19 protein-coding genes and 1 pseudogene are annotated in these 16,331 nt (G+C 29.9%); 4 read left to right on the plus strand and 16 right to left on the minus strand.

The features are described 5' to 3' along the window. Positions 1 to 159: 159 nt before the first annotated feature. From MAEO_RS02865 to MAEO_RS02910, 9 genes and pseudogenes are all read right to left on the minus strand, one after another. A complete protein-coding gene (locus MAEO_RS02865; protein ID WP_011973294.1) occupies positions 160 to 1,284 on the minus strand; it encodes a Coenzyme F420 hydrogenase/dehydrogenase, beta subunit C-terminal domain in 1,125 nt (374 codons plus the stop codon). A gap of 47 nt (positions 1,285 to 1,331) precedes the next feature. Beyond that, complete coding sequence (locus tag MAEO_RS02870) at positions 1,332 to 3,365, minus strand: formate dehydrogenase H subunit alpha, selenocysteine-containing (RefSeq protein WP_011973295.1); 2,034 nt, start codon at positions 3,363 to 3,365, stop codon at positions 1,332 to 1,334. A 273-nt stretch (positions 3,366 to 3,638) separates the two neighbouring features. After that, a complete protein-coding gene (locus MAEO_RS02880) occupies positions 3,639 to 4,091 on the minus strand; it encodes a beta-class carbonic anhydrase (RefSeq protein ID WP_011973296.1) in 453 nt (150 codons plus the stop codon). Positions 4,092 to 4,186: 95 nt separating this feature from the next. Continuing rightward, positions 4,187 to 4,726 carry a hypothetical protein gene (locus tag MAEO_RS02885; protein WP_011973297.1) on the minus strand — a complete coding sequence of 180 codons (540 nt, stop codon included), beginning with the start codon at positions 4,724 to 4,726 and terminating at the stop codon, positions 4,187 to 4,189. Then, positions 4,704 to 5,528 carry a formate/nitrite transporter family protein gene (locus MAEO_RS02890; RefSeq protein ID WP_011973298.1) on the minus strand — a complete coding sequence of 275 codons (825 nt, stop codon included), beginning with the start codon at positions 5,526 to 5,528 and terminating at the stop codon, positions 4,704 to 4,706. The genes MAEO_RS02885 and MAEO_RS02890 overlap by 23 nt, the downstream gene beginning before the upstream one ends. Positions 5,529 to 5,855: 327 nt before the next feature. Further along, positions 5,856 to 6,116: a selenium-binding protein gene (locus tag MAEO_RS02895; RefSeq protein ID WP_011973299.1), complete on the minus strand. Its 261-nt coding sequence runs from the start codon at positions 6,114 to 6,116 to the stop codon at positions 5,856 to 5,858. A gap of 743 nt (positions 6,117 to 6,859) precedes the next feature. Next, positions 6,860 to 7,435 (minus strand): annotated as a pseudogene (locus MAEO_RS02900) (BREX system Lon protease-like protein BrxL); the annotation flags it as partial. A gap of 87 nt (positions 7,436 to 7,522) precedes the next feature. After that, complete coding sequence (locus MAEO_RS02905; RefSeq protein WP_048062362.1) at positions 7,523 to 8,164, minus strand: hypothetical protein; 642 nt, start codon at positions 8,162 to 8,164, stop codon at positions 7,523 to 7,525. Between the two features lies 1 nt (position 8,165). Continuing rightward, positions 8,166 to 8,489 (minus strand): nucleoside triphosphate pyrophosphohydrolase, encoded by a 324-nt coding sequence (locus MAEO_RS02910; protein ID WP_011973302.1) that lies wholly within the window; start codon positions 8,487 to 8,489, stop codon positions 8,166 to 8,168. Between the two features lie 422 nt (positions 8,490 to 8,911). Between MAEO_RS02910 and MAEO_RS02915 the strand changes: the two genes are divergently transcribed. Further along, complete coding sequence (locus MAEO_RS02915; RefSeq protein WP_011973303.1) at positions 8,912 to 9,868, plus strand: radical SAM protein; 957 nt, start codon at positions 8,912 to 8,914, stop codon at positions 9,866 to 9,868. Positions 9,869 to 9,940: 72 nt separating this feature from the next. Next, complete coding sequence (locus MAEO_RS02920) at positions 9,941 to 10,213, plus strand: ACT domain-containing protein (RefSeq protein WP_011973304.1); 273 nt, start codon at positions 9,941 to 9,943, stop codon at positions 10,211 to 10,213. Positions 10,214 to 10,215: 2 nt separating this feature from the next. On the opposite strand, the gene MAEO_RS02925 is transcribed toward MAEO_RS02920, so the two are convergent. The 4 genes from MAEO_RS02925 to MAEO_RS02940 form a co-directional block, all read right to left on the minus strand. After that, positions 10,216 to 10,863 (minus strand): cytochrome c biogenesis CcdA family protein, encoded by a 648-nt coding sequence (locus tag MAEO_RS02925; RefSeq protein WP_011973305.1) that lies wholly within the window; start codon positions 10,861 to 10,863, stop codon positions 10,216 to 10,218. A gap of 186 nt (positions 10,864 to 11,049) precedes the next feature. Next, on the minus strand, positions 11,050 to 11,436 hold the full coding sequence (locus tag MAEO_RS02930; RefSeq protein ID WP_011973306.1) for a thioredoxin family protein: 387 nt from the start codon (positions 11,434 to 11,436) through the stop codon (positions 11,050 to 11,052). A gap of 15 nt (positions 11,437 to 11,451) precedes the next feature. Beyond that, positions 11,452 to 11,658: a YwbE family protein gene (locus tag MAEO_RS02935; RefSeq protein WP_011973307.1), complete on the minus strand. Its 207-nt coding sequence runs from the start codon at positions 11,656 to 11,658 to the stop codon at positions 11,452 to 11,454. 47 nt (positions 11,659 to 11,705) lie between these two features. After that, positions 11,706 to 12,266 (minus strand): methanogenesis marker 17 protein, encoded by a 561-nt coding sequence (locus MAEO_RS02940; protein ID WP_011973308.1) that lies wholly within the window; start codon positions 12,264 to 12,266, stop codon positions 11,706 to 11,708. Positions 12,267 to 12,850: 584 nt separating this feature from the next. Between MAEO_RS02940 and MAEO_RS02945 the strand changes: the two genes are divergently transcribed. Then, positions 12,851 to 13,660: an RlmE family RNA methyltransferase gene (locus MAEO_RS02945; RefSeq protein WP_011973309.1), complete on the plus strand. Its 810-nt coding sequence runs from the start codon at positions 12,851 to 12,853 to the stop codon at positions 13,658 to 13,660. 12 nt (positions 13,661 to 13,672) lie between these two features. On the opposite strand, the gene MAEO_RS02950 is transcribed toward MAEO_RS02945, so the two are convergent. From MAEO_RS02950 to eif1A, 3 genes are all read right to left on the minus strand, one after another. Further along, positions 13,673 to 14,233 carry a KH domain-containing protein gene (locus tag MAEO_RS02950; protein ID WP_011973310.1) on the minus strand — a complete coding sequence of 187 codons (561 nt, stop codon included), beginning with the start codon at positions 14,231 to 14,233 and terminating at the stop codon, positions 13,673 to 13,675. A 110-nt stretch (positions 14,234 to 14,343) separates the two neighbouring features. Continuing rightward, a complete protein-coding gene (locus MAEO_RS02955) occupies positions 14,344 to 15,156 on the minus strand; it encodes a serine protein kinase RIO (RefSeq protein WP_011973311.1) in 813 nt (270 codons plus the stop codon). Positions 15,157 to 15,169: 13 nt separating this feature from the next. Continuing rightward, complete coding sequence (gene eif1A, locus MAEO_RS02960) at positions 15,170 to 15,472, minus strand: translation initiation factor eIF-1A (protein ID WP_048062462.1); 303 nt, start codon at positions 15,470 to 15,472, stop codon at positions 15,170 to 15,172. A gap of 293 nt (positions 15,473 to 15,765) precedes the next feature. Here eif1A and MAEO_RS02965 point away from each other — a divergent pair, with 293 nt between their 5' ends. Then, on the plus strand, positions 15,766 to 16,161 hold the full coding sequence (locus MAEO_RS02965; RefSeq protein ID WP_011973313.1) for an HIT family protein: 396 nt from the start codon (positions 15,766 to 15,768) through the stop codon (positions 16,159 to 16,161). Positions 16,162 to 16,331: the final 170 nt, after the last annotated feature.

Consider the following 16,331-nt stretch of genomic DNA (forward strand, 5'->3'; position numbering starts at 1 on the left):
AAACTAAAATATATTAAAAATAATATCAATAAGAAAAAATAACATTAAATAAGAATATATTGGAAAAATTGGCAATAAAAACATATATTAAAACAAAATTATTAACAAGCATGTGGGAAATTAGAAATGAGCATAAAATAATTATAAAAAAATAAAGAATTATTGGTATAAAAATGGCATGCTGTCATCTACACCAGGAATAAAGTTTGTTGTTTTTCTTATTTTTAATTGGGTCCTATGATAAATATGGGCCACTGGGATCTCTATTGGACATACATCTTCACATTGACCGCAGTTTATACAGCTAAAACTCATGTGGGATAGTCTGATACCTTGGAACATTATCGGGTCCGGTGGAATTTCCCCTTTGTCCATGTAATCTTGACTTAAAGCACACTCCTTACAGAAACATAGTGGGCAAGCATCTCTACAACCATAGCATTTTATACATCTGCTCCAATATTCTTTCCATTTTTCGGGGGAATAGTATTTCTCTTCAAGTTGTTCCTTCTGGGCGGATTTGGCAAGACCAATCATAATTTTTTCAATTTTTCCCCTAATTTTAATACCTTTTTCAGAAGGGGTTTTAACCATAATATATCCTTCTTTTTCAGCATTTTCAATTAATTCTTTTCCTTTTTCTGAACATGCTTCAACAAAAGTCCATCCATCTTCTGCCCCCCAGTTTCCACATGCAAGATCTGCATTTCTTGGAATTTTTAATTCGCATCTCTGGCAGTTTTTTCTCCTTCCAAATCCTTTATCTTCTAAATCATGCATTTTAATGGCTTTATGGGTTCCATCCTTTAATTCTATTATGAATTTACCACTATCTATCTCTTCCTTGATAACATCTTCAGGATTTACGCCATAAAACATCTCAATCATTTTTCTTGCAGTAATTGGGGGAATTGTTCCACCACAATTTAAACCTATTGTATAGATATTGTCTTTATCTATTTGCTGTCTTTTTTGGAGCTCATTTATGGCCATGGCATCACATGGTTTTACAGCTACTGCTAATTTCAAATCATTTAAATGTTTACTTATAATATTTCCAAAGTTTGTTGGGGCACAATGTAAAGAACCGCAAGTTTCTATAAGTTCCTCTGAATTTTTTACAAGAGTGGGTATTCCATCATAAACATCCTCTCCCTTTTTTAGGGCTAAAACTCCATCAACAATTTCTTTATCCAAAAGATATTTGAATAATGCAGACACCGCCCCACCACATTCAGCATGTTTTAATATGTTTTCATCTGTTGATTGGATTAAGTATTTCATGGTCATCACCATTTCGAATATATAAAAAAATAAAAAAATTTATATGATTATTGTTTATCAATTTTAACTGCACATACTTTAAATTCTGGTATCTTACAGTTTGGATCTACTGCGGTGTTAGTTAATAGGTTTGCGGCACTTTCTGCAAAGTGGAACGGCATAAATACCACTCCCTTTTTGATATTTTTAGTGACTCTTACCTTAACTTTTACTTCGCCCCTCCTAGATGAAACCTTGACAAGTTCATTATTTTTAATGTTTAATTTTTCAGCATCTTCGGGGTGTATTTCTACGAATCCCTCGTTTATCTCTGAGGTAATGTGCTTACATTTTCTCGTCATTGTTCCTGTATGGTAGTGGAATACAATCCTTCCAGTGGTCAAAATCATCGGATATTCTTCATCTGGAAGCTCTGCGGCTTCCCCATATTCGATGGCAAATAATTTACCTATTCCATCTGGCGTAAGGAATTTTTCAGTATGTAGTATTGGAGTTCCTTTACTATCTTCTGTTTTACATGGCCAGTGAATGCCATCTGTGCCTAATCTTCCGTAGGTAATTCCTGCATACTGTGGCGTAGCTTTTCTAATCTCATTAAATATGTCCTCATGCGAAGTATAGTTAAACATTTCGCCATATCCCATCTTTTCAGCAAGTTTTTTAATTATAATCCAGTCTTCAAGGGCCTCCCCTGGTGGATTTACTGCTTTTCTTATTTTCTGAACTCTTCTTTCAGTATTTGCAAATGTTCCGTCCTTTTCAGCCCAACACGCAGAGGGTAAAACAACATCTGCCATTTGGGCTGTTTCGGTTAGGAATATATCCTGAACAATGAGGAAATCTAGGGATTCAAATGCATGCTCTAAATGGTTTATATCTGGGTCAGAAACCATTGGGTTTTCCCCCATTATATACAGACATTTTAATTCATCTCCGCATTTTTCAATCATTTCTGAAATTGTGAGTCCCACATCATGACTTAATTCGGTGTTCCAAAGTTCTTCGAATTTACCATATATTTCGGGGACATTTACCTTTTGGTATCCAGGATATACATTAGGTAGAGCTCCCATATCACAGGCCCCCTGAACATTGTTTTGTCCCCTCAATGGATTAACTCCGGTTCCTCTTTTTCCAATATTTCCCGTTATAGATGATAAATTACAGCAACATTTAACATTATCTACACCATGTATGAACTGAGTCACGCCCATACAATATAATATCGATGACTTTTCAGAAGTTGCATATATTTTTGCCGCTTCCACTATTAATTCAGGTGAAACCCCACAAATCTTTGAAACATATTCGGGAGTGTATTTTTCCACAGACTTTTTTAACTCTGCGAATCCTTTTGTCCTATTTTTTATGAATTCATTATCGATTAAATTATTCTTTATTATTACATTTATCAAACCATTTAATATGGCAGCATTTGTTCCAGGAGTTATTTGGAGAAATATGTCGGCCTGCTGGGCAGTCATCGTTTTTCTCGGGTCAACAACTATGACCTTAGTTCCGTTTTCTTTTGCCCTAATTATTCTTCTCGCAATTATCGGATGCTGTTCAAATGTGTTTGAACCTATAATAAATATACAATTTGCTTCTTCAATATCTTCAATTGAGTTTGTCATGGCACCAGACCCAAAAGCTTCCCCAAGACCTGCAACAGTTGCAGAGTGTCAAATTCTCGCACAATGATCTATATTATTTGTTTTCATCACTGCTCTTGAAAATTTTTGGAATATATAATTATCCTCATTCGTACATCTTGCAGATGAGAAAAAACCCACTTCATCAGGAGTATATTTCTTTAATTTACTTGCAATTAAATCCAAAACCTCTTCCCAGCTGGATTCAACAAATTGACCATCTTTTTTAATTAATGGTTTTTTTAGTCGCTCGTCACTATGAACAAATTCATGGCAGTAATTTCCTTTAATACATGTTTTTCCTTCATTTACTGGATGTCTTTTAAACGGATGAGTCCCGACGATTTTATCATCTTTTACGGTCAAATCTATTCCGCATCCGCATCCGCAGTATGGACATACTGTATGGACCATTTTAAATTCGGTCATTATATCCACCTTTCTTTTAACTTATTGGATTATTTAATTTATTATATTATATTTTAGTTTTTGGGAAACTTTTGGTATTTTTTTTTCTATTATCTACTCCACAAGGGTTCGTAAATAATATATGGTGCCTAATTATTAATTTGATGTAATTAACTATTATATTAAAATCAAAATAAATATTCAAAATAAATATTTAAATAAAAAGTATTTATGTATCTATGGTGACTCATATATATGTGTGTGTCGGCAAATGCTTCATACACATTATTTATATTAACATAATTGGTTTAGACTTCCTGTATCAATATCCAATATATATCCTCGAACATCCATATTTTTTGGAATTGCTGGATGGTTTTTTATTAAATCTACTCCCTTAATGATATTATCTTCCTCAGAATCAATTTTGCCAAGCCATTGCTCTAAATTCGGAGTGAAATATGGATTTGCCCCTCTTTCAAGCATTTTATTTTTGACATCATTGACATCAACTGATTTCATTCCGCAGTCCGTATGTCCGACTACCATGATTTTATCCACATCAAGTAGGTATATGGCTACCACAAGTGATCTCAATGTATCGTCCATTATCATATTTCCTGCATTTTTAATTACTTTGGCATCTCCTCGATCTATTCCTAGTTTTTCAGAAAGAAAATTAACCAACCTGGTATCCATGCAACTAATAATTGCAAGTTTTTTCTTAGGCTTTGCATCGTCACTCAAAGTATAACCTCCAGCATATATATGGTTTTTGTGTTTATAGTATATAATTTATTGTATTACATATTATAGATTACATATTTGGACATATACATAGATTAAAGCTTATTAACTCCAATTCCAAAAATTTTTGGTTTCCACAGTTTTGGTACTCCCATAAATCCAAAATATTTGTAATGTTTTGATATAACTCCATATAGTGCTATTTTATCTCCTTTTTTTACTCCCTCAGGAAGTGGAACGATAAGAAGAGATAATATTTTTCCAGTTTCGTCCTTAATTCTAATCGTAGGTTTTGGAGAAATACCATATGTTATTTTTTCCACGGTCCCCACAACTTTAACCTGCTGGTTTAACATTTCCTTGTTAATATCGCCTATTTTAGTTGTAGATAGCTTCTTTTCATACTCGGGAATTAATTCCTGAGAAATGTTATTGTTCATTTTTGAGATTATCAAAGGAATAATCGTCAATGCTATAATAAATGGTAATGCACATAATAATACCCATATATCTTTGGAAATTATTGTGGCCCATATTGTTATTGCCGACCAGATTATCAAAGATAATGCGGCGGAAGGCATTGTTTTTGCATGCTTTATAACATTGTCTATATTAAATTTTTTTACCATATGCATAGTGATACACCATTGATACAAATATTACTGCCCCAATTATGTTTCCTATTGTAGCAGGTAACTCATTCCATAACCACCATCCTGAAAAGGACACATTTGCACCAAGCATCATTCCAGCAGGAATAAAATACATGTTTGCAACACTGTGCTCGAATCCAGATGCTACGAACGCCATTATTGGGAACCATATCATAAGGAATTTACCAAATACACTTGTGGCACTCAAAGAGCCCATAACTGCAAGGTTAACAAGCCAATTACATCCAATACCTTTTACGAGACAGGAAAGCCATCCTAATGCTCCGCCAGCCATGTAGGGAAGGACTTTAGCTTCAGCTATTTTAATTGCAGTTTGACCAAACGAATTAACTGCCCATTCGCCAGTTGTAGTATTAAATGATCTAAGTGGGCCATATACCATCACTGCAACATATATTAAAGAACCTATGAGGTTTCCAAAATATACCCAAAACCAGACTTTTAAAAGCTGGAAATATGATGCCTTTTTTTGAGATATTGCCACAGGTAATAGCATCATATCCCCAGTAACAAGTTCCATACCAGTCAATATAATTAATATAAGTCCAACCGGGAACACTGCTGCACCTATAAGCTTTGCAATTCCTAATCCAAGATATTGGGATACTCCAGTAGAACATATTGTGCAAAGTCCTGCTCCCATGGCGATATATGCTCCTCCCATAATTCCTCTTAAAAATAATTGATTAGCTCCTAACTTTCCTTTATATCCTCCTACATTTCCTGCCAATTCAACTGTTTTATCTGGTGGGTTAAAATCCATAAATATTACCTCTTCCCAAGTTTTTTTATTTTATTTATATTATTTCAATTTCACAATAAAAAAATAATGGTTAAAACCATATCAATTTATTGTAGTTTTGTGGGGCGCCAACAACACATATGGTGTTAGTATAATATATATATTCTGATTTAAATCATTTAGAAAAGTATAAATAACAGTAGTTTTTTTGACAATATGTAATTTAAAGTAATTAAATAATATAAAAAAAGAAATTAAAAGAAATTACTCACAATAATATAAAGAAACATTGTTATTAAGTTAGATTAATTTATAAAAAAATAAAAAAAAATAATATATGGGTTTTTATTAATCTACTGCCCACTGTCCTTCAATATCCTTAACAGCGGTTCCATATCCCATCAATTTTACATTATTTCCATCGTATATGGCAGTGGTTTTAAATCCAATTATGGCAATAGCCTTCATAGATTTTGCTTTTTCTTCCATTATTTTTAACAATTTATCCATATCATGGCCTTCCACGACTTCTGAAACTATATCTATATAATAAAGCTCTATTCCAGGAATTTCATTTGTAGTTGTTATCAAAAATGAATCCAATTCCATAATGACACCTCGATATGTGAATATGGCGCCCCACAAATCCATATAATTGTATTATTTTTCCAGTATATATATTTTTGCTTTTATCTGGCGAGTATAATCAAACCAGATACATTCTTTTTATATATTCTTCGAAGCCATATAAATTTGAAATATTAAATTTACTGTGGAGCTCCCAGAAATAATATGAAATAATCCTATATTCCACCACCAATCCTTCTTCATAATTATTATATTGAAATTTTTTTAGCGGTTTATCATTCGATTTTCATAAAAATACATTATATATTTTTCTTTTCCGAATATTGCTCTACTATTTTATAAAAAAATTTTCCATTAACTATATTTACATTTAACACATTCCGCAAGAAGTCCCCTTCTGTCTTAAAAACCTTCGGTTTTTAAAAAATGAAGATTATTTACAATTGATATGATAATTTGAATTATGATAATTTAGATTATCATACTGTTAAAGCAATATGAGTAATAGTGGCTATGTATTAAATCACTTGTTAAAGAAGAGAATTTTAAGGATTATAAACATTCTTGCATGGGAATAATCCTCCTCTGGTTCTCATATAGTATGATTTACTAAAAAAATATCAATGCATGCATCGTAAATTCGAAGATAAAAAAGTTTGAAAGAATACGCTAAATAAAATATCAACGATTACTAAGATGTCTCCGATAGTGGCTTCTAATTCGCCTAAATTTTCATATTTATTTTCTTTAAGTGTATTAACAGCCTATTTAACTTTTATATTTGGAATTTGTTTAGAATATTCTTTATCCATTAAGTATAATTGATATCTTATAATTTCTCTCATTTTCATAGCAGGTTTTAAACAGTATTTTTCAAATTCTTCTCTTTCAATGTCTTCTGCTTTATTCACATTAGGGAAAAGTATCTTTAAAAATCCAGTGCATAATCGTTTAATAGCCTCTATGTCTCTTGTATCTGCATTAGGTGGTATTTCCAAAATATCATCTACAACTGCCCTATACTGTATATCATCCCTTAATCGATGCAATACTTCTGTGAAATACTCCACATTAAATGACCAACCTTCTGCTTTCAACCCTTCTTTAATTCTTGGGAGCTCCCATCCTTTAATAAATCCATGAAACCTATCTAACAATGCAGATTCTTTGAAAATGTCTGGTAGTGTTGAGAATACATTTTTATATTCATTCTGAAATTCCTTAGGAATGTTTCCAAGTAATACCAATCCCGCATTTCCTATTCCTCGATAATCCCCTACCCTATATTCCCCAGATTCAAGGTATCCTTTTAATGCACCTTGCAATTCATTTTTATCAGGAAAACTTACATAATTATTTCACCATACATGTGGAAATGAGTTATAATGCTTATAATTATGATAATTTAAATTATTATTTTATGTTGATTAAAATAAACGATGATGCCTAAAATATTCCAAACGCCTGAACTCTAAAATATCTTTGTAATTATCCACAAAGATTTTATTATCTACAACTGGTTTCAACTGTTCAGTTAAGCAAAAGTAATTGCCATCCATTTTAAAATATTCACTTTCTGTTTTCATCAAAAACCTTATTGGATTTTCCTTTGCTAATTTTATATATTTCCATTTATCCCATTTTTTAAAATTTTTGGTTCTCTCATGCCGTTCCATATCTAAGGAATTCTCTGGATTATCGTAAAATTCTTTAAAGCTTCTGTAAATATCTTCCTCACCGCATTTTAAAGATATGTGATTATTTCTTATAAAGGATTTTAAAAGGGGGATTTTATAGGTTTTCGTCATTCGTGTTCTTTCCATCATATTTAAAAAATCTCCTGCAATTTCTTGGACTTCCTTTTCCTCCTTAGGGAGCTCCCCAAATTTATCTAAAAAACCCAAATAATTTCTAAATATATTGAGTTTAGAATTAATCCTGATTTTTTGATATAGGTTATTATCTATATGCCTAAACATTTCAACTCTATTAGGTTTATGTCCTAAATGCTCCTTTATTCTTTGGTATTCCTGATATACTACCTTTAATGTTTCGCAATCGTATCCCATATTAATCATCTCTAATTACTTCTTTTAAAATAAGTTTTTTTGAAAATCCTCCTCTTTCTTTGAATTTTTTATTTTTTACTTTTATAACCTCCTCGGAGCTCATTCTAAAATATGACATAATGGCATCACAAACTTCTAAAATGTCTGCCATTTCCTCAGAAGATGGATTTTCTTTAAACTCTTCAATTTCTTCTATTAATTTATCATATAATCGTTTTATATATTCTTCATCATTCGCAGTATATATTATTGGATTATGACCGCTTTTTTTAATAATCTCTGGAATTTTATCCCTTATAAGTTTGTTATATGTTGTTTTTTTCATAATATATCATCTATCCTGTTAATATTATATAATGTCAATAAATTTACAATATTTCCCAAATCCAATGGCTCAACTTATATATTACTTTGAATATTTTGCCCGGGAGCTCCTGCCAGTGTGTCAAAAATATATTTAAGTAAAGTATGTGGTGTAATATATATTACTATCTAAATATTATATTCACCATTCTATATGTATTGGTATTGATTACCAGTTAATAGGGACATATGGTTTAAAATAGAAGGCAAACTCAGGAGAGACCTAAAAGAAGAAATTAAAAGATTGTAGAAGAAAATAATTTATTAAAAAAATAGCAATAAATTATTTATAAGATTATACGATATGGTATTATATAAATTAATATATCGGTGCATAAGTAATATTTATAATATAAAGGAGCTCCCTTAAACGGAGGAGATAAGATGGAAACAACAGATGAGATAGGACAGGTAACTATTAAAGATGTATATTCAACATCAGAAGAAGAAAAAGAAAGTAGAAGGTCAAAATTTGCCCATGCTACAAAAGTACATCCATGCTATAATGAAAAATTGCACCACAAAATAGGGAGAGTGCATCTTCCAGTAGCACCAAAATGTAATATTGCATGTAGGTTTTGTAGGCGAAGTGTGGGTAGCGAATGCTGTGAAGATAGACCAGCAGTAGCTAGTCGTATAATGAAGCCATCAGAAGTTGAGGAATATATGACTGAAACACTTAAAAAAATGCCAAATTTAAAAGTTGTGGGTATTGCAGGTCCAGGAGATAGTTTATTTAATAAAGAAACTTTTGAAACTTTTGAAATTATTGATGAAAAATTTCCAGACTTAGTAAAATGTTTATCTACAAATGGATTATTGCTTCCAAAATATGTTAAAAAAATAGCGGATTTGAATATAAAAACCATTACAACCACGGTTAACGCTATTGACCCAGAAATACTTAAAGAAATTGTAGATTGGGTATATTATGAAAAGAAAACCTACAAAGGCATTGATGGAGCAAAATTATTAATTAAAAATCAGAAGGAAGGAATTAGAAAAGCAGATCAGGAAGGACTAGTCGTAAAAATTAACACGGTTCTTATTCCCGAATTAAATTTAAACCATGTAAAAGATATTGCAAAAGAATTTGAAGATATTGCATATTTGCAAAATGTAATCCCTCTTATACCAATGTATAAAATGGACCATTTAAGCAAACCAACCTGTGAGGAAATAAGTAAGGTAAGGGACGAAAGCGAAGAACATTTACAACAATTTAGAGCTTGTCAGCAATGTAGGGCAGATGCCGCAGGTCTTTTAACTGAAAAGGAACATTTAGAAAATAAAAAAGGAATGAAATTAAATATTTACGATTTAAAACATTTCTCACATTAAATATAAAATAAATATTAAAATAAACTAAAAAATATTAAAATAATATAAAATAAAATAATCGAGTGAAAATTTATGGAAAAAGTAGTAATTACAATAACCGGACAGGACAGGACAGGAATTGTGGCAAATATATCCAATATTTTAGCTAAAAACAATGTAAATATATTAGATATTAGACAATCTATAATGGATGACTTATTTACAATGATAATGCTTGTAGATATTTCAACATCTGCAAAAAATTTTATGGACATTGAAAAGGAATTAAATGAAGCAGGTGAAGAAATAGGAGTTAAGGTAATAGCACAACATGAAAATATTTTCAAATATATGCATAGAATTTAATGTTAATGAATTAACAAATAAACCCCCAATATTATAAGCATTAGCCCAGAAATTATATTGATTATTTCAAAATTAGAAATTTTTTCAATAATTTTTTTGCCCTCCATACCTAATGTGCTTAATAATATAATGGGAAGACCATATCCCAAAGAATAAATTAACAGTGCAAAAAATCCAAATAATATATCTTCTTTTGAGGCCGTATATGTCAATATACCGGCTAAAACTGGGTCTGCACATACATTTGCGCCAAATCCATATGATATACCCAATATAATTGAAGTTAATATTTTATATTTAAATGATGTTTTTTCATTTAATTTTTTTATAATTTTTACAAATATATTCTGTTTTGACCTAAATGAAAATCTTTTTTTTAACAATATTGTTATTCCAAATAATATTGCAATTATCCCTGCCAAATACTTTATTTTTGAAAATCCTATCATAATTCCAAATATTGACGAAACTGCACCCAATAAACTAAAAACTATGGAAAATCCCAGAACAAAACTTAAAGATATTATAAATGCCTCGGTTTTAGATTCGGAAATTCCAAATGTGTATGCAAATACAATAGGTAATACAGTCATTACGCAAGGACCTAATGCCGTAAAAATCCCCGCAATGAATATTAAAAATAAATCCATATTTCCACCCATAAAATAAAAAAATTAATCTATAAAATCGGAGATTTTAAATATAAAAGCTCTGCTTTTGTTCAATATCCAAAGGATATTGTATATTTTCTCCCAGAGGTCGAAAATATACATAAAATCAGGAGATTTTAAATATTTTCTCCCAGAGGTCGAAAATATAAAATAAAAAAATAGTAATTAGTTATTGTATATCTTTTTTGCCTTTTCCTTTATTTCCTCTGGCTTGTATCCAATGGTTTTATCAACAATTTTTCCATCTTTAATATATACGATGGTAGGCAATGCCCTTACGCCATATTGATTTGCCAAATTTTGATTTTTATCTGTGTCTATTTTTATTACTTCAATTCCTTCATTTTCAAGGTCTTTTATTGTAGGTTCAAGGGCCTTACAATATCCGCACCAGTCGGCATAAAATTCAAGCATAACCGTATTGTCTGTAATATTTAAACTTATCTCATGGTTTTCATTGTTATTTGTCCCATCTGCTGTCCCCACACATCCAGCAAATAATATCATTGAAGATAGGGAACACAATATTAACAGTTTTATATATTTGCTCATTTTATCATCTAAAATTTAAATATTCTCAGTTTCATATATTTTTTTAACCCTACCCACTTCGCCACCAGTTAAACGAACTTTAATTCCATGGGGGTGCGATGGTGATTTTGTTAATATATCTTTAATTATACCTTTTGTTAATTTGCCTGATTTTTGGTCTTTTTTCAATACAATTGAAACACAACCGCCTATTTTAATATTTTTTCTTGTAGTTCCTGACATATTTTTCCTTTATATATTTTTATTATCTTCCTATTTATTATATTCTATTATACTTTTTCTTCCAATTCTTTCTTTAAATCCATTGCTATTTTAACCCATTCTTCTTTATACGGTGTTTCTGATGCCATCATAACAAGACTTTTTCCATGATATGCTTTTCTAACCCGCATACCCTCAGGAAATACTCTATTCATAAAGTCCAATATCTTTAATTTAAAATCATCCTTTGCATCATGAATAACCATATCCAAATCAATATCCGAATCAGTTAGTAATTCAAATCTTGATGGTTGGTCTATTATATTTATTTTATCAAACAATTCATGGGCATAAGTTTCATCTGTTATTTTTAGCAAAGATATTGTTTTATTTGGGTCTTTTTCGTCTGGTTTTGATTCCTCCAAACTAACAATATCTCTTAATTTTATTAATTTTGATGTTGTTTTTGGGAGAGCTCCAATAATAAATAGTGGCTCTTCTTCCATACATATCATTTTTACTTCAATTAATGATTTTCCGATTACCAAATCTTCAAGTGCAGTTTGAACTATTTTATCATATATTTTTTGGCCTGCTTCGTCTTGACATTCAACATAAATTTTAGCCATGATATCACTCCAATTATATGTATATGTATATATGTGCATATAATTATTAATAAATTATCTATAAATATATAGTCAATCTTTGGCCTTTTTCACTAAACCGTCTCAAAATCGCAAAGCGATTTTTACGATCGTATAAATTTTTCAGAGAAAAATTTAGAGATCCCATAATGAAAAGCTAAAATCTCTACTCCATTACCAATAAATAAAGAAATTCATTTACAAAATCTTCGATTTTGTACAAAATCCTAAAAGGATTTTGTTTACAAAAGCTATGCTTTTGTATAAAATCTCGAAGAGATTTTATTTAATAATTTCTCAAAACTCCGAAGGAGTTTTTACGACCTCAAAATTCCAGAGGAATTTTTACGATAGGATGGATAAGGGATAGTTATTGAAGATTAACTATAAATAATACTTATTTTATACTATAATAAAATAATTTATAATAAATACTATATTATTATTTTTAGTTGATTATATTATTATTCTTATTATTTTTCATTATTAACAATATTACATAATGTTTTTATGATATATAATATTTTTATTTAATTTAAAAATTAATCAAAATTAACTGTGATACAATGGGAAAAAAAGATAAACGATGGGTAATGCAAAGAAAAAACGATTTTTACTACAAACTTGCAAAACAAAATCATTACCGTTCAAGAGCATCATATAAATTACTTCAATTAAATGAAAAATTTGAAATAATTTACGAAGGAGATAATGTTGTGGATTTAGGTTGTGCCCCCGGTGGTTGGTTGCAAGCCTCCTATGACCTTGTGGGGGAAGATGGCTTTGTAATTGGTGTGGATTTACAAAAAGTAAAGCCATTAAGGGAAGAAAATATTGTAGCTATTCAGGGCGATATGACTAAAAAAGAAACAATAAATAAAATAATAGATTTAATGCCCTCTAAGGCTGATGTTGTAATATGCGATGCTTCACCGAATATTAGTGGAGTTTGGGAAGTTGACCATTCTCGTTCTATTGAATTATCTTTAATGGCACTAATTGCTACAACTCATTTATTAAGAAAAAACGGTAATTTTGTGGTAAAAGTATTCCAAGGTAGTTTATTTGACCAGTATGTCCAATTATTAACAAAATACTTTAAAAAAGTCCAAACCACAAAACCTAAAGCCTCCCGTTCTGTTAGTGCCGAAGTTTATGTAATTGGAAAAAAATTTTTAGGAAAAAAATTTGATAAAAATACAGATTTTCCGATTATTAAATTAATAGAGGATAATGAATTTTTAGATAGGTATATTGAAGAAACACATGAAAAAAAAGAGGGCAATGAAACTTCTGACAATGATGAGGACAATAACAAAAACGGGCTTATGATTAAAAAAATCAAGGAGCTCCGAGGAAAAAGAAGTAAATTATAATATTTAATTAATTTATTTCCAAAGTTCCAATTCTTTTCTTTTAATATCTTGCCTATGTCTTTCAAGGTATTTATACATTTTAGAGTGAGAATTTCCCCTTAATATCATATTTATGGCTTCTTTTGCTATTTGAACAGATTCATAATCTCCCAATACGGCAATTGTTTTTCCATAAACAGATACATCTGTATCAGTTAATTCTTCAATATATCTTCTGGATTTTCCACCACTTCCGATTACTCTTCCCTTTAATCTTTTGACAGCATTATCTGAACTGGCATGTTCTGTAATATCTATTATTTCAATAATATAATCATCAGAAATTAATTTTAATGATTTTTCAGGATTAAATCCCCTGCCTATTGCCTTTATTATGTCCCTTGCTTTCCAAGTTGCCAGTGGGTCTTCCTGTTCTTTTGTGGAAAATATTGTTATTTCTCCATCTTCTTCAATATCAATTTCTACTTTTAATTCTTTTTCTATTCTATTTTTAATTTCTCCGCCTTTTCCTACTATAACTCCAATTCTTTCTTTTGGAATTTTTAAAACTTCAACATTCATAGCTGTATCCATAATTATCACTTAAAACTATATTATTAAAATTTTTTATTTTAAAAAAATATTTGTATTATATTATACTGAGTTATAAATTAATAAAAAATATATAAAAATTAATATAAAAATTAATATCCTATTGCTAATTCTTCTTCAATTGGTCGGAGCTCCTCCCCAGTTATATATTTAAATAATTCTTTATAATTGCAGGAAACTCCTTTTTTAATAAAGTAATTACAAACATTTTTTATATCTCTAATCAATAAAGATTTTGAAAGGGGATGCTGTATTACAACACCCTGGGAAAAGTCAATATAAACAGGCTCATTATCTTTAATCAATATATTATACTCCGATAAATCCCCATGAACAATTTGGGCATCATTGTATAATATTTTTAAATCTTCCACAATGGTATTATATAATTTGGAGTAATCTATATCTCCATTGTAATCTTTTAATCGAGGGGCTGGAATATCTCCATCGCCCACCAATTCCATTAACATTACATTGTCCCGTTTTAATATTGCTTTTGAGCTATTTACATATTTATTTGCTCTTAATAGATTTCTATATTCTTTATCTACCCAGGCATGTATTATCTGTCTGGTGGAGCTCTTTCTTAAATGAAATCGTGGGTCTCCTTGGATATATTTCCACATAGTTTTAAAATCACAGGTTGAAACTCGATAAACTTTTACAGCACAATATTTATTATCCTTAACTGCTAAAAATACTATTGATTCCTTTCCAGAATTAATTATTCCAAGATATTCATCAACATGATTTGCATTTAAAAGTCCGAACAGTGCCAACTGGGTTTTTTTATCAAATACACTATTTTCAGTTTTGAAATCTTCCAAAAATTTCTTTTTTCTTTCAATTATTTTTTTCTGGTATTCGTTATCCAGTCGTTTTTCCTGTTTATTGGGGTTTTCCATAATATCCCCCATTTTAATCATATGCTTGTTTTAAATATCCTTTTTTAGATAACCAGCTTACCTGTCCTTTTGTATATCTCCAAATAATATCACATTTCTGGTCGGATTGAACCTCCCAAGGCACTACTATTACGATATCCCCTTCTCGGACCCATATTTTTCTTTTTAATTTTCCTGGGATTCTACCCATTCTTGTATGTCCGTCCATACATCTTACTCTTACTCTACTTGCTCCAAGCATTTGCTCTATTATTCCCAATATTTCATTGTTTTCTTCCCTTGGAGTTCTAACTCTTGTGGGTTGCTGTGGCGCCATTGGCTTCTTCTGCAATTTATCACCTATTTTTTTTATTTTATATTCATTGTTATATTAATATGAGCTAATTAGTTTATTTTATTATTCTATATAATATGTTCAAAAACTTGTTGCAAATATATTATTACCGATATTTTTAAAATTTTATTTAATATTATGGCCCATATTGAACAAATTTTTTGAACACACCACAATTTGTGTTTCATAAAAAAATAATTATATACTATAATTACCATATCATTATTGTCTTAAATATGAATGGTAGTTTATATATAAATAGTTATGGTGGAAAAATGTGCATATTTTGTAAAATTGTAGATGAAGAAATACCTGCAAAAATAGTTTATGAAACAAATACTACAATTGCCTTTTTAGATGTCAATCCAAAAACCAAGGGGCACACAATTATAATACCTAAATCTCATTATGAAACTTTTGAGGAGCTCCCTGACAACATACTAATGGATTTAATGAAAACTATTAAAGAAGTAATAAAATTATTAAAACCATTAAATTATGAAGGATACAATATTTTAAATAATAATAAACCAATTGCAGGTCAGGAAATTCCACATGTTCATTTTCATTTAATACCAAGATACAGCAATGAACAGGAAGAAATTATAAAAATGTCAAAATCTATAAACTGCGATTTAGATGAAATATTATCGTGTGTTCAAAAAGATTAGTTTTAACCGTTAGCCCATATAAACAAATGGTTTATACATATAGACCTTATTTTCTTATTTTATAATTTATACGAGATATTAATAGCAATTATGGTTACAATATATTTATACACTAAAATATTCCAAATCATAAACTAAACAATTTTTTCGGAGCTCCCTTTCAATTGATT

Source organism: Methanococcus aeolicus Nankai-3, assembly GCF_000017185.1.
GTDB classification, from domain to species: Archaea; AGJL01; Methanococci; order Methanococcales; family Methanococcaceae; genus Methanofervidicoccus; species Methanofervidicoccus aeolicus.

Bases quoted from the DNA above. Each gene is read 5' to 3' on its own strand.
- MAEO_RS02865 (WP_011973294.1), bottom strand. From the start codon at position 1,284: ATGAAATACTTAATCCAATCAACAGATGAAAACATATTAAAACATGCT.
- MAEO_RS02885 (WP_011973297.1), bottom strand. From the start codon at position 4,726: ATGCATATGGTAAAAAAATTTAATATAGACAATGTTATAAAGCATGCA.
- MAEO_RS02890 (WP_011973298.1), bottom strand. From the start codon at position 5,528: ATGGATTTTAACCCACCAGATAAAACAGTTGAATTGGCAGGAAATGTA.
- MAEO_RS02895 (WP_011973299.1), bottom strand. From the start codon at position 6,116: ATGGAATTGGATTCATTTTTGATAACAACTACAAATGAAATTCCTGGA.
- MAEO_RS02905 (WP_048062362.1), bottom strand. From the start codon at position 8,164: ATGGGATACGATTGCGAAACATTAAAGGTAGTATATCAGGAATACCAA.
- MAEO_RS02910 (WP_011973302.1), bottom strand. From the start codon at position 8,489: ATGAAAAAAACAACATATAACAAACTTATAAGGGATAAAATTCCAGAG.
- MAEO_RS02915 (WP_011973303.1), top strand. From the start codon at position 8,912: ATGGAAACAACAGATGAGATAGGACAGGTAACTATTAAAGATGTATAT.
- MAEO_RS02920 (WP_011973304.1), top strand. From the start codon at position 9,941: ATGGAAAAAGTAGTAATTACAATAACCGGACAGGACAGGACAGGAATT.
- MAEO_RS02925 (WP_011973305.1), bottom strand. From the start codon at position 10,863: ATGGATTTATTTTTAATATTCATTGCGGGGATTTTTACGGCATTAGGT.
- MAEO_RS02930 (WP_011973306.1), bottom strand. From the start codon at position 11,436: ATGAGCAAATATATAAAACTGTTAATATTGTGTTCCCTATCTTCAATG.
- MAEO_RS02935 (WP_011973307.1), bottom strand. From the start codon at position 11,658: ATGTCAGGAACTACAAGAAAAAATATTAAAATAGGCGGTTGTGTTTCA.
- MAEO_RS02940 (WP_011973308.1), bottom strand. From the start codon at position 12,266: ATGGCTAAAATTTATGTTGAATGTCAAGACGAAGCAGGCCAAAAAATA.
- MAEO_RS02945 (WP_011973309.1), top strand. From the start codon at position 12,851: ATGGGAAAAAAAGATAAACGATGGGTAATGCAAAGAAAAAACGATTTT.
- MAEO_RS02950 (WP_011973310.1), bottom strand. From the start codon at position 14,233: ATGGATACAGCTATGAATGTTGAAGTTTTAAAAATTCCAAAAGAAAGA.
- MAEO_RS02955 (WP_011973311.1), bottom strand. From the start codon at position 15,156: ATGGAAAACCCCAATAAACAGGAAAAACGACTGGATAACGAATACCAG.
- eif1A (WP_048062462.1), bottom strand. From the start codon at position 15,472: ATGGCGCCACAGCAACCCACAAGAGTTAGAACTCCAAGGGAAGAAAAC.
- MAEO_RS02965 (WP_011973313.1), top strand. From the start codon at position 15,766: ATGTGCATATTTTGTAAAATTGTAGATGAAGAAATACCTGCAAAAATA.